This is a genomic window from Pelatocladus sp., from assembly GCF_059505505.1.
The window spans coordinates 7,145-18,802 of record NZ_JCACKS010000022.1 but is presented as its reverse complement, the minus strand read 5'-3'; the positions used below and the strand labels follow the sequence as shown (position 1 = coordinate 18,802).

13 protein-coding genes are annotated in these 11,658 nt (G+C 38.9%); 4 read left to right on the top strand and 9 right to left on the bottom strand.

All coding sequences use genetic code 11. The features are described 5' to 3' along the window. Positions 1-445 precede the first annotated feature (445 nt). The 3 genes from AC5JMK_RS02585 to AC5JMK_RS02575 all read right to left on the bottom strand — a co-directional run bounded on the left by AC5JMK_RS02585 (position 446) and on the right by AC5JMK_RS02575 (position 3,690). A complete protein-coding gene (locus tag AC5JMK_RS02585) occupies positions 446-1,927 on the bottom strand; it encodes a CIA30 family protein (RefSeq protein WP_495909326.1) in 1,482 nt (493 codons plus the stop codon). Positions 1,928-1,937: 10 nt separating this feature from the next. Next, positions 1,938-2,207, bottom strand: coding sequence for a Ycf66 family protein (locus tag AC5JMK_RS02580; RefSeq protein ID WP_096675379.1), 270 nt, complete (start codon positions 2,205-2,207; stop codon positions 1,938-1,940). Between the two features lie 175 nt (positions 2,208-2,382). Next, on the bottom strand, positions 2,383-3,690 hold the full coding sequence (locus AC5JMK_RS02575; RefSeq protein ID WP_495909325.1) for a protein kinase domain-containing protein: 1,308 nt from the start codon (positions 3,688-3,690) through the stop codon (positions 2,383-2,385). Between the two features lie 144 nt (positions 3,691-3,834). Here AC5JMK_RS02575 and AC5JMK_RS02570 point away from each other — a divergent pair, with 144 nt between their 5' ends. Next, positions 3,835-4,719, top strand: coding sequence for an alpha/beta fold hydrolase (locus AC5JMK_RS02570; RefSeq protein ID WP_495909327.1), 885 nt, complete (start codon positions 3,835-3,837; stop codon positions 4,717-4,719). A gap of 40 nt (positions 4,720-4,759) precedes the next feature. On the opposite strand, the gene AC5JMK_RS02565 is transcribed toward AC5JMK_RS02570, so the two are convergent. From AC5JMK_RS02565 to AC5JMK_RS02555, 3 genes are all read right to left on the bottom strand, one after another. Next, the gene (locus tag AC5JMK_RS02565; protein WP_495909324.1) at positions 4,760-5,626 is read right to left on the bottom strand and encodes a Uma2 family endonuclease; all 867 of its coding nucleotides are present in this window, start codon (positions 5,624-5,626) and stop codon (positions 4,760-4,762) included. A 77-nt stretch (positions 5,627-5,703) separates the two neighbouring features. Beyond that, positions 5,704-6,309 carry a class I SAM-dependent methyltransferase gene (locus tag AC5JMK_RS02560; RefSeq protein WP_495909323.1) on the bottom strand — a complete coding sequence of 202 codons (606 nt, stop codon included), beginning with the start codon at positions 6,307-6,309 and terminating at the stop codon, positions 5,704-5,706. A 41-nt stretch (positions 6,310-6,350) separates the two neighbouring features. After that, positions 6,351-6,698 (bottom strand): S-layer homology domain-containing protein, encoded by a 348-nt coding sequence (locus AC5JMK_RS02555; RefSeq protein ID WP_096675383.1) that lies wholly within the window; start codon positions 6,696-6,698, stop codon positions 6,351-6,353. A 534-nt stretch (positions 6,699-7,232) separates the two neighbouring features. Between AC5JMK_RS02555 and AC5JMK_RS02550 the strand changes: the two genes are divergently transcribed. Together AC5JMK_RS02550 and AC5JMK_RS02545 are read left to right on the top strand one after the other, a co-directional pair. Then, a complete protein-coding gene (locus tag AC5JMK_RS02550; protein WP_096675384.1) occupies positions 7,233-8,741 on the top strand; it encodes a UbiD family decarboxylase in 1,509 nt (502 codons plus the stop codon). Positions 8,742-8,745: 4 nt separating this feature from the next. Then, positions 8,746-9,318: an SH3 domain-containing protein gene (locus AC5JMK_RS02545; protein WP_495909322.1), complete on the top strand. Its 573-nt coding sequence runs from the start codon at positions 8,746-8,748 to the stop codon at positions 9,316-9,318. 178 nt (positions 9,319-9,496) lie between these two features. Here AC5JMK_RS02545 and AC5JMK_RS02540 read toward each other — a convergent pair whose 3' ends face one another. The 3 genes from AC5JMK_RS02540 to AC5JMK_RS02530 form a co-directional block, all read right to left on the bottom strand. Then, positions 9,497-10,036 (bottom strand): hypothetical protein, encoded by a 540-nt coding sequence (locus tag AC5JMK_RS02540; RefSeq protein ID WP_495909321.1) that lies wholly within the window; start codon positions 10,034-10,036, stop codon positions 9,497-9,499. A 47-nt stretch (positions 10,037-10,083) separates the two neighbouring features. Beyond that, the gene (locus AC5JMK_RS02535) at positions 10,084-10,419 is read right to left on the bottom strand and encodes a hypothetical protein (RefSeq protein ID WP_495909320.1); all 336 of its coding nucleotides are present in this window, start codon (positions 10,417-10,419) and stop codon (positions 10,084-10,086) included. A gap of 193 nt (positions 10,420-10,612) precedes the next feature. Then, positions 10,613-11,071, bottom strand: coding sequence for a hypothetical protein (locus tag AC5JMK_RS02530; RefSeq protein ID WP_495909319.1), 459 nt, complete (start codon positions 11,069-11,071; stop codon positions 10,613-10,615). A gap of 347 nt (positions 11,072-11,418) precedes the next feature. On the opposite strand from AC5JMK_RS02530, the gene AC5JMK_RS02525 reads away from it, so the two are divergent. Beyond that, positions 11,419-11,640 carry a hypothetical protein gene (locus AC5JMK_RS02525; protein ID WP_495909318.1) on the top strand — a complete coding sequence of 74 codons (222 nt, stop codon included), beginning with the start codon at positions 11,419-11,421 and terminating at the stop codon, positions 11,638-11,640. Positions 11,641-11,658 lie beyond the last annotated feature (18 nt).

Genomic DNA, 11,658 nt, shown 5'->3' with positions numbered 1-11,658 from the left:
GTTCGTTGAAAACGCAAGTCCGTTCGTTGAAAACGCAAGTCCGTTCGTTGAAAACGCAAGTCCGTTCGTTGAAAACACAAGTCCGTAGCGATCGCACTCGTAAAGCCATCATTACCTGGTTAAAATCCAATACGGTTCAGTTAAGGCTAAAAACGATGTAGGTTGGGTTGAGGAACGTAGACGCGCTAGCGGCTTCCCGCAGGGTAACCCAACAGCGTTAGGACTTTGTTGGGTTTCGCTGTCGCTCAACCCAACCTACTTTTCTGCTTAACTGAACCGTATTGGTCCATAACGCACCGCAAATCGAGGAGTAGTGCGTTACGCTGGCGCGGTAACACACCCTACGAAACTAATATGTAGAGACGTTGCAATGCAACGTCTCTACAACCCCAAAATTATGACGAAAAATCTCTAACCAAGAAATTTCTGGGTGCTAATTCACTGCTTAATCTGGTTGCAATTGTGAAAATAATTTTTGCCACTCAATATAACTAGCGTGATTTTCTCCCTCTTTAACTTCAAAAGTCAGGTTACACGCTTGCGGCTGTTTTAGCGCCTGTACACAAATTTCTGCCACATCTTCGCGACTGATTTTTCCTCTAATATTATCCCCTTGCTCAAATATTAAAGATTTGCCACCTGCTTCTTCTGTCAATGCACATGGTCTAATAATTGTATAGGGAATTCCACTAGCTCTGACACTGTCTTCGCCCTTTAATTTCCAAGTTAGAATCCCTCCCAATTGGTCGTTTAATCTCACTGCTGGTGGTTCTTCATCTAAATTAATTCCTGGACGTCCCGGACGAGTCACCCCCGCGGAACTAATAAGAATAAATTGTGGTAAATTTTCTCCTCCGTAAGCTTTAATTGATTCTAATTGCAAGGCAAAAGCACCAGGAGAAAATTGTGGATTTAATTCTCCATCATATTCAAACTTGCTCAACATTAATTGAAATGAGGAAATTTGATTAGTATCAATTGGCGGAGAATCTTGCAAAATTTTAGCCCTAAATACAGGAGTCAAATCCGCAAAGGGAATCCGAACATTCATCCAAGTATTGGCGATTGTGTCGAAAGAATAACTAAAACCAACTCCATCCCATTTTGTGTCTGTACGGAGAAAGAATTTATAACGCTGTCCATCTCCCTTCACCCGCAATTCTACGCCTTCATAGCTAGATAAATTAAAAGCAGGAGAGAAATTTTTAGTTCTAATAGAAGCAAAACCACCGGAGTTAGCAGTGGAAACATTACCAGCAAATAAAGCTGTACCTTCTACTAATTGCATATTACTTTCACTAACTCCACCCATGACTACATCATCTACTGCACCCCAGATGTTTTTAATTTCTGTGGATGGGTTGGTGAAATCAAATAATAGTTTGTCTTCAGAAGTAGGTAAATATTTTGCAGCAGCTTCTACCAAGTTTTTGACGCCTCGATACTCGACATTTTCGGGAGTGTCGCCGACTATTTCTGGCTGATAAAATTTCACACCTTGATAGTATTTTTCTCGTTCTGGAGTATCTCCTTCTTTTGGCTGTACACGCACTGCGGTACAACAAATTAGGGCTTGGATATTAGCCATGACCAAAGGTGTCAAAGTTTCTGGCTGAGTAATATCTGCAACTACCAACTCAGCATGTTCACCAAGAATTGTTCTCGCTTTTTCTATGTCACGTACAAGCGATCGCACTCGATAACCTCGTTCAATTAATCGCCGTACCACTCGTTTTCCAACACCACCCGTCGCCCCAGCTACTAGTATTACACCCACCTGTTTTGCTCCACTTGGTTGATTTTGATTATCTTTGGTACGACCTTGAAATAAATCTTGTATCCAGTTAATCAAAGGTACAACTTCAAAATACGTAAGGGTTTCGACAAATCGCCTTAAGTCCCATTGTGATCGATTTTTATCAGTCATAACCGTATCCTTATTGTTGTGGATTTTTACTTCGCAATCGGATACTTTCAACAGTGTAAAAAATAGCAGATATAGTCAGAAGAATTAAATTAAATTGTATTAATTCTTTTCCATACCATCTGTCATTAAAAAATAGAATAAAGCCAGCAATTAAAAACACTATTATTAATACTATATCTTGCCGACGGAATAAGCTTGGACGCACAAAAGGTAAAGCAGATAAAGCAAGGGCTGCAATAATTAGAATTGTACCGATAAGGTTAAGTGGGTTTTTAAACATTTTAGTTGTTAGTTGTTAGTTGGTATAGGTTGGTGGTTAGTACAGGTTTTAATAGATATTTATTCATTGTTATTATATGTGTTACAATAAACTAAGCAAGTTTTTTGTTCGTCATTGATAAATTAGCAAGCGAACAATTCAAACCAATAACTAACCACTAACTGCTAACCACTAATTATTTCTTTATTCCACGTAAACGAATACATTCCACAGCCGAAAATATACCTGCTCCTGCTAGCAAAAACTGGCTGATTGGTATTTCTTGCTTGCCATAGGATTGATATTCTTGAAATAGCAACAGTATGCCACATAAACAGAATACAACAGCAAAAACCGCATCATAATCTTTTGCTAGCCTTGGATAGGAAGAACGAAGGAAAAATAACCCAACTCCAAAAGTAGCTAAACCAATACCTAGCAGGATAATCCAGGTGGGTGCTTTAAATAAAAATAATCCTGCCGCACCGACAAAAGGTAAGAATCTAGCCACAGAGAGAGTTTTGTTTATCCAAGCTGGTGGTGGTGCGACTTGAGAAGCGGGAGTGGAGTAGTCTGTGACACCAGAAGGGGGTACTGATGTTTGCGGGTACATATTCATCATCTGCGGCATAATTGATTGGGCGTTAGCAGATGAGATTTGTGCTTGCGTCGGTGGTATTGGATATTGTAATTGTTGAAGATCTTGCAATGCTTCTGTTGCAGATTGATAGCGATCGCGATAGTGGTAGCGCACCATTTTTTGTAAAATTGCTACTAGTCTGGGGGATGCTTGCACTTGATTTGGCCAAATAATTTCCCCAGTTTCAGGATTATCTTGTAACTGAGTTGGTAATATCCCCGTTAGCGCTTGGATGGCAATTATCCCCACAGCATAAATATCACTATTTGGGCGTGGTCTACCTTGGGCTTGTTCTGCCGACATATAACCAGGAGTACCGATCGCAACAGTTGCAGTCATTTGACTAGGAGAAGTTGCGAGTTGCGATCGCATTTGTTTGACAGCACCAAAATCAATTAAAACTAATTTGCCATCCGAGTCACGTCTAATTAAATTATCTGGCTTAATATCACGATGAATCACACTGTAACCGTGAACAAACTCCAACACTCCCAAAACATCCTGCAACATTTGGATAATTTGGCTTTCAGTCCAAGGTTGACCACCTCGCATTTCTGCACTGAGTGGGTGTCCCACAATCAACTCTTGCACTAAACAAAATTCTTCGCTTGCTTCAAAATAAGCTAATAAACGAGGAATTTGGTCGTGATTTCCTAGTTGTTCGAGTATTTCTGCTTCACTATTAAATAAGCGTCTCGCAGTCTGCAAATAATAAGGTTCCGAACTCGCAGGCTTCAGCAATTTGAGAACACATTTAGGGTTTCCTGGTCGGCGGGTATCTTCAGTAATATAGGTTTCACCAAATCCTCCGGCACTCAGGACTTGGATAACTTTGTAACGACCGTCTAGTAGCTTTCCTAACATGGTGAGCTGGTGCGAGTGTTTTTATTCATCTTGCCACACGATGACAAAATGTTTACTAGCAAAAACAAGAAGGAAAAAGCGAGAATGAAAAAGATAAAAGCTAATAACCAATGACCAATGACCAATGACCAATAATAAATGACCATGCTTCAGTTTCAACCTCCAGGCTTCGGGCATAAAATCATCCACACCTCTTTTGGGTCAATGGTTTACTATACTCAAATTGCAGCACCTTGGTGTAATGCCGATACTGAAGATTTAACACCACTAATCTTTTTTCACTGTTTTGGTGGTGGATCTTCTGCTTATGAATGGTCGAAAGTTTATCCTGCTTTTGCGGCTTCTCACCGCATACTCGCACCAGATTTAATTGGTTGGGGAGATTCTGCTCATCCAGTACGAGATTATCAAATCAACGATTATCTCACAATCATTACAGAGTTTATTAGACATACTTGTTCTCCACCTGTGAAAGTAGTAGCATCTTCCCTAACTGCTGCTTTGATAATTCGACTGGCTATTGCTCAACCTTTTTTATTCCAAGCACTATATTTAGTCTGTCCTTCTGGTTTTGATGACTTTGGGCAAGGTTCTGGGCGCAGACTTCCGCTTGAGCTGATCAATACTCCACTGTTAGATAATTTAATTTATGCTTTGGGTGCTGAAAATGAAGTGGCAGTAAAAAACTTTTTGCAAAGTTTTTTGTTTGCCAAACCCGAACGAGTCTCGCCAGAGATGGTAGAAGCATATTTATTTTCTGCCCAACAGCCAAATGCTAAATTTGCAGCTTTGGCATTTTTACGGGGTGATCTTTATTTTGATTTAAGTTTATATCTTGAACAGCTAAATATTCCTACAGTAATTTTTTGGGGGAAAGAGGCACAATTTACAACTGTGAAATTAGGACAACGATTAGCAAAGTTGAATTCAAGAGCTATTCAAGATTTTCATGTGATTCCTGATGCAGGAGTGCTACTACATCTAGAACAGCCAGAAGTATTAATTGGGTTACTACAGCGATATTTGTAGGTAATTTCAAACTCTTACTAATCAGAAATTACAATGCAACCTAGTTAGTGATCTGTTCTATTTGAGATATAGAAAGACCTGTTAAATTTGCTACCTGTTCTGCTGGCATTCCTGTTTGCAGAAGATTGCGTGCTGTTTGTAATAACTTAGATTCTGCTTGTTCTGCTCTTTGTCGTTCTTGTTCTGCTTTTTGTCGTTCTTGTTCTGCTTTTTGTCGTTCTTGTTCTGCTTTTTGTCGTTCCTGTTCTGCTTTTTGTCGTTCCTGTTCTGCTTTTTGTCGTTCCTGTTCTGCTATTTCCTGTGATGTAGGTAGCAATTCTCCTTCTAATGTTGCCCAGCGTAGCCAAGATGTTTCAACACCTTTGTAAATTCCATGCCAAACTTGCAGTCCTAGCCCTAATGACTTACTGACTAATTGATTGTGTTCATTTGCAACTAAGGGATGGTAAAGCCCACTACTTAAAAAGAAACCAGCCCAATCATCAGGATTAAATGGGTCAAACCAAAAATATTCTGGCACACGGATCTGATTTTGATAGATCAACTTTTTCTGATTTTTATCAACTGCGGCGGTACTATCAGACAATAATTCAATGATCACATCCGGTGCTTTTTCTTCTTCCCAAATTACCCAACTGCGACGTTCTCCTTTTGGCACTCCCAATACAGCAAAAAAGTCTGGCCCTTTAAAATCTTTGTTTCGTACTTGAGCCATGCTGTAGTAGACAAACATATTGCCACCTACATAGCCATCCTCTCGTTGTTCCAGCCAAGGTGTCAAGGCGTCAATTAATAAATCCATTTGCAATTTGTGGCGCTGACTCTCCATCGGCTCACCATCATCATAAGGAAGTTCTGCCTGAGTTGGTGGCAGGGTTACATTGGGTACGAGGGCTGTTTCAGACATGGCTTTTCACCTGTTGAGGAGCCATTACGGACTCTTAATTATATTACCTAAAAAACAAAAAGCAAGCACTGAGAGATTTAAATTATTTCCAAAATACTAAATAATGCTTTGGGCAAAGGATCGAGAGTACCTTGATAAACTGTTTCATGAATAGAGAGGACATTGAAGCGATCGCCAAAATTTTTCTTGATTTCTTCAGGTGTAAATCGATAAGGGCCTTCTTCTCTGGTTTCCAAATGACTAAAGCATTTCAGGAATAAGTAACCTTTGGGCTTAATCAAATTATGGACAATACGAACATAATCCTGTCTCAAATCAGGATGAAATACATGAAAACAGCCTCGATCAAACACAAAATCAAACTCTTGATTTAAATGACTATGAAAAATATCATCTTGTCTAAATGTTATATCTAAACCTTCTTCTTTAGCTTTACTCTCAGCCTGAGTTATCGCAGCTTCAGAAATATCAGTTCCGGTAGCTCGAAAACCTTTTTTTGCTAATGCGATCGCTTGTGTTCCTGGTCCAGTTCCTAAATCTAAAACTGTCCCAGAGTTAATTTTTAACTTAGTTAAAGCTTGCTCTAGATCAACATCCAAATCTGGATTGTACCAAGGCATCGTTTCAACTTGACGTTCTTGATATAAATTATTCCAATTAGGGAATTCCCGTTGTTGAGTCATTATCTGTGTTTATCCGTATGTATTGATGTTCGAGCCAAAAATCATTTTTGAATATTCTCAACTCGCTGATTTAAATCTCGAACTTGTCGATTTAATTCTATTTGCCGTTTAATTAAAACATCAAAATCTGATTTCGTTGCTAAATTTGCTCGATTGGGAATAAGTTCTTCCACCTGATTTAAACAACTATTCATTCCCGCAGCAAATTCGTAGCGAGTGACTGTTTGAGAACCACGATATCTGCCATCTGGGTATCCAGAGAAACAACCTGTTTGGGTAGTATTACGTTCTTCGTTGCTGGGAGTTTGCGCCAGAGTTCTGGAAGGGTAAGAAATAATTGTTGCTATTGCTAAAGTCGTCACTAAAATAGTTGGAGTAATTTTAGACATTGTTTTTACCTCCAATCCATTGACTTTTTACCTTATTCTAGACTAATGGCCAAACATATGATTTGTCAGCCTGCGATTAAAATCGCAGTCTCATAGCGAAAGTCTGCTTAAGCAGACTAGTTGATTTTAACAAGTCGTCTTCAGACGACTTGTGCTATTAGCTAAGGGTTTAAACCATTTCTATATGAAGATGCATAGAAAGAACCCCACCGCCTTCGGCACCTCCCCTTGGTAAGGGGAGGTTGGGAAGGGTTAAAATAATGTGCAGCTTTACAGAGAATTGGTATTAAACCCTTAGCTATATATTGAAAAAATTGGGATGCTCCCAACCAAATTGGGATAGGTAGTCTTGTTTCAAAGCTCTGGAATAGGCCATTGATCTAGGCTTTTAATCCAAAATCTAAAATCCAAAATTGGTATAAAGTCCTATTCCTCAAGATTGGTTTGACAGACTACAACAGACAAAGAACTAGAGAAGAGAAATAACAGATAATATAAAAAGCGCTTCATAGTTCTTAAAATTTTTCTAACACAATGGCAAGAGATTTACGGGAATTTATCAAACTTCTGGAACAAAAGGGACAACTACAGCGAATTACAGCGCCAGTAGATCCAGATTTAGAAATTGCGGAAATTTCCAACCGAATGCTGCAAAAGGGCGGTCCAGCGTTATTGTTTGAAAACGTTAAAGGTTCATCTGTACCAGTGGCGATCAACCTGATGGGGACAGTGGAGAGAATATGCTGGGCGATGAATATGCAGCATCCACAGGAATTGGAAGAACTGGGGAAAAAGCTGGCGATGCTACAACAACCCAAACCGCCCAAAAAGATTTCCCAAGCAATCGATTTTGGTAAAGTGCTGTTTGATGTACTCAAGGCGAAACCTGGACGAGATTTTTTCCCCGCTTGTCAACAAGTGGTAATTCAAGGGGAAGATTTGGATTTAAATAAGTTACCTTTGATACGTCCTTATCCTGGTGACGGTGGCAAGATTATCACTTTGGGGCTAGTAATTACAAAGGATTGTGAGACAGGTACACCCAATGTTGGCGTGTATCGCTTACAACTACAATCTCATAATACAATGACCGTGCATTGGTTATCGGTGCGGGGTGGGGCGAGACATTTACGCAAAGCAACCGAACATGGCAAAAAATTAGAAGTTGCGATCGCCTTGGGTGTTGATCCTTTAATTATCATGGCAGCAGCCACACCAATTCCCGTAGATTTATCTGAATGGTTGTTCGCGGGACTTTACGGTGGTTCCGGTGTACAGTTGGCAAAGTGTAAAACTGTAGATTTGGAAGTTCCAGCTGATTCTGAAATTGTCCTCGAAGGCACAATCACACCAGGGGAAATTTTACCAGATGGGCCTTTTGGTGATCACATGGGTTATTACGGTGGTGTGGAAGATTCACCCCTAATTCGCTTCCACTGCATGACACAACGCAAAGACCCAATTTATTTAACCACATTTAGCGGTCGTCCACCCAAAGAAGAAGCGATGATGGCGATCGCCCTCAATCGGATTTATACTCCAATACTACGCCAACAAGTTTCAGAAATTATTGATTTTTTCTTACCGATGGAAGCTTTGAGCTACAAAGCAGCCATTATATCTATAGATAAAGCCTATCCTGGACAAGCACGACGGGCTGCATTGGCGTTTTGGAGTGCGCTACCACAGTTTACCTACACCAAATTCGTGATTGTGGTGGATAAAGACATCAATATTAGAGATCCGCGTCAAGTTGTGTGGGCAATTAGTTCTAAAGTAGATCCCACACGGGATGTATTTATTCTGCCGAATACGCCCTTTGATAGCTTAGATTTTGCCAGTGAAAAGATTGGTTTAGGTGGACGCATGGGTATTGATGCAACTACAAAGATACCACCAGAAACCGAACATGAATGGGGCGCACCCTTAGAATCCGATTCAGAAATAGCAGCGATGGTGGAAAGGCGTTGGGCGGAGTATGGTTTGGCAGATTTGCAACTAACACAAGTAGATCCGAATTTGTTTGGCTACGATTTAAGGTAACAATATGACACCAGCGATCTTGCTGGTGTCTAAACATCGGAGAAAGCAATTGAACAATCAAGTTTTTCAGCAAGCGATCGCCTTAGTGTTTTGTAGTATTAATGTGCTTGTTAATACTGGTATTGCCAATCAAAGTGTGTTAGCACAACCACCCAAGCAACAAAAGTGTGATATTTCTGCCTACGTCATCACCAAAAATCCACAAGGTTTAAACGTACGCAGTGGTGCAAGTCCTACTCATAGAATTTTGGGAAAAATAGCTACTAATGAGACAGTCAAGATAGTTGCTGCTTCGGGAAAATGGGTCAAAATTAGCGATGTCACTGGTGATTTTAAAGGAACTGGTTGGGTGTATCTACCAATGTTAGGTATATCATCGCGCGGTTATGGTACTGATGGCGTCAATCTTTACACTAGTGCAAATCCAAAAAGTCAAAAAGTAGGGAAAGTTCCCCCCAGCACAAGTGTGAAATTATTAGGCTGTCAAGGAGAATGGGCGCAGGTTGAATATCAAGGTATCAAAGGTTGGTTAGCAAGTGAAGATCAATGTGGTGCAGCGTTGACTAGTTGTTCGTAGAAACCTCAACGTTGTTGGGAGCATCCCAAATGTTTGATTTTATTTTTAAACGCAGAGGAGCGCAAAGGTTTCATAAGGCTGCCATTCGCAGCCTTTCTTGCCGTTATAAAAGAAATTCTTCCATTTATTTTAAGATTAAGTCAAACTTAGAGCCTGCCTTAAAACTCTAAAATGAATTTCATTTTTTTGCATCAGAAGATTCTGGAAGAAATTTTACCTCGGTTCTTTGATAATTATCACTAGAATTGACTACTATAACATATGCACTTATATTGTTTGTTATGACTCCATCAAATGTAATAATAGCTTTAATAGGAATGTCACGCAAAATACTTGTTGACACATAAGCACGGTTAGACTTATCACCAATAGTGACTTTTGAAGCAAAAGCTTCATTTCCTGAAGAATCAATTATCCTCGTCCTTGATCCACTGTACTTACCAGGATTACCATATATAGTAATACCTCTATCTTCTCTTTTGTTTTTAATTAACAAATTACATTCTGTTTTTTCAGGAGAAATCCTCTTGCATTTTGTGATTTGAAATAAAAAACCTTCGCTTTCTGCTGAAAACACATCTTCATTTTTCGACTCATTTTCATTTTGTGAAACAACGTATGGTTTATAGTTGTATTTATTAATAGGATTTTTTAATAATGGAGTGTCAGTAAAATTAGATGCAATCAATACACTTGAAAACAATGCTACATAAAACATGTTTTTCTCCTTGTTTTTTTAGTGAAATTATCAATAGTTATTTGTTTTCAATGACCAAGTCCATCATCTTGAGCCATTTGTGGTTGTGTAGGTTTATAATCATCTAGTTTGAAGATATTTGTTGATTCAGCACTGCTTTTTCTTACATTTGTAACAGCCTGGTTGTTTGGCGAGTCGTTAATGACATTACTAGGTTGCTGAATATATGTTCTATGGTCTTCATATTTTTGAATAGTTATGTTATTTGCTCCATTATGAATGCAACTTGAACCGTCTTTGAAATATCCATCACAATTTACTTTCTCTGCCGCATTAGTCGATTTACATGAAAGTAATAATATTGGTAAGCTTAAAGAAAATATTAATCTACTAATGTTTGTCATATATATCTTATGCTGATTATATATTAGACATTTTGCAAGAATCGTTTCGCGGCGTTGCAAATACGCTTTTTGGCCTTTTGATGTACCTCACAAATACATGATGTCGGCCGCAAAAGCGATTTTTGCAAGAGGTCTATTAAATAAGTAACTCCCTAACCATTAAGTCAGGGAATTTAATTTCTTAAATTTTCTTTTATTTCACGTTAGTCGTGCCATTAATATGATTGTCTCCATTATGTACACAGCTTGAGCCACTGATGTATTTTCCATTTCCGCAAATAACATCTTCTGTTTGATTTCTATTATCAACTGTGTTATGTCGATTTCTATTATCAATTGTGATGTTTTCCGCTTGATTACCGACTATGGGGTTTTCCCCTGAAACTCCGTTGGGCTGTATATCAACTTTATTAACTGGTCTAGCATTATTAGAGTAACCACGATTGGTTAGATTGGGATTACTTGTAGAGACTTTTTCTTGAGTATTTGTTGGAGAAGGTTCTTGTGCAATATCTGTTGTGGTGCTTTTACCTTCTGATGGAATAGGTGCCTTTGCGTTTGGGTTGTAATTTATAGCTAGGGTAATAGGTATAGATAAAGTGCCTACACTGCCAATTGTTACTAGACTGCGAACCAACCATTTTTTGTTCATGTTTTCAGTATAATTTATTGCAGGTAATTTATTTAGCGTGAATCAGCTTAAGCCAATGCTTAAGTATATTTATGGATTCAGTTATGTGGTAGATGGCATTTATTTTTATAGATGATAGCATTTTCAAAAAAAAGATTGATTTTTTAAGTAAAAAATCAATCTTTTTTGATTGGTTGACCTTCAATCATGACTTTTTTGCTTGCTATAAAGCCAGTTTGGGTTACATTTGGGGTTAATTTTTGTTTAAGTCCCGTTAGTATCATTGCGCCGCCATCGCCCGATAAGGGAGGAGCGATTAGTCCAGAATTTTACAATGATACTAAGCATATATTTTTTGATATAAGACTATGACATCCCAAGATATGGAACAACGCCTCATCACTCTAGAGCAGGAAATGGCGCAAATTAAAGTTATGTTGCAGTTGTCTGCGTCTTCACCCGTCCAGGTACAAAAAAAATGGTGGGAAAAAATTGTGGGTAGTGCGGCTGATGATCCGACCTTTGATGAAGCCGAACGACTAGGGCGGGAATGGCGTAAAAGCGATCGCACTTTCTTTGAGCTAAGATAAACCTCAAAAATCATTTCG

Bases quoted from the DNA above. Each gene is read 5' to 3' on its own strand.
- AC5JMK_RS02585 (WP_495909326.1), bottom strand. From the start codon at position 1,927: ATGACTGATAAAAATCGATCACAATGGGACTTAAGGCGATTTGTCGAA.
- AC5JMK_RS02580 (WP_096675379.1), bottom strand. From the start codon at position 2,207: ATGTTTAAAAACCCACTTAACCTTATCGGTACAATTCTAATTATTGCA.
- AC5JMK_RS02575 (WP_495909325.1), bottom strand. From the start codon at position 3,690: ATGTTAGGAAAGCTACTAGACGGTCGTTACAAAGTTATCCAAGTCCTG.
- AC5JMK_RS02570 (WP_495909327.1), top strand. From the start codon at position 3,835: ATGCTTCAGTTTCAACCTCCAGGCTTCGGGCATAAAATCATCCACACC.
- AC5JMK_RS02565 (WP_495909324.1), bottom strand. From the start codon at position 5,626: ATGTCTGAAACAGCCCTCGTACCCAATGTAACCCTGCCACCAACTCAG.
- AC5JMK_RS02560 (WP_495909323.1), bottom strand. From the start codon at position 6,309: ATGACTCAACAACGGGAATTCCCTAATTGGAATAATTTATATCAAGAA.
- AC5JMK_RS02555 (WP_096675383.1), bottom strand. From the start codon at position 6,698: ATGTCTAAAATTACTCCAACTATTTTAGTGACGACTTTAGCAATAGCA.
- AC5JMK_RS02550 (WP_096675384.1), top strand. From the start codon at position 7,233: ATGGCAAGAGATTTACGGGAATTTATCAAACTTCTGGAACAAAAGGGA.
- AC5JMK_RS02545 (WP_495909322.1), top strand. From the start codon at position 8,746: ATGACACCAGCGATCTTGCTGGTGTCTAAACATCGGAGAAAGCAATTG.
- AC5JMK_RS02540 (WP_495909321.1), bottom strand. From the start codon at position 10,036: ATGTTTTATGTAGCATTGTTTTCAAGTGTATTGATTGCATCTAATTTT.
- AC5JMK_RS02535 (WP_495909320.1), bottom strand. From the start codon at position 10,419: ATGACAAACATTAGTAGATTAATATTTTCTTTAAGCTTACCAATATTA.
- AC5JMK_RS02530 (WP_495909319.1), bottom strand. From the start codon at position 11,071: ATGAACAAAAAATGGTTGGTTCGCAGTCTAGTAACAATTGGCAGTGTA.
- AC5JMK_RS02525 (WP_495909318.1), top strand. From the start codon at position 11,419: ATGACATCCCAAGATATGGAACAACGCCTCATCACTCTAGAGCAGGAA.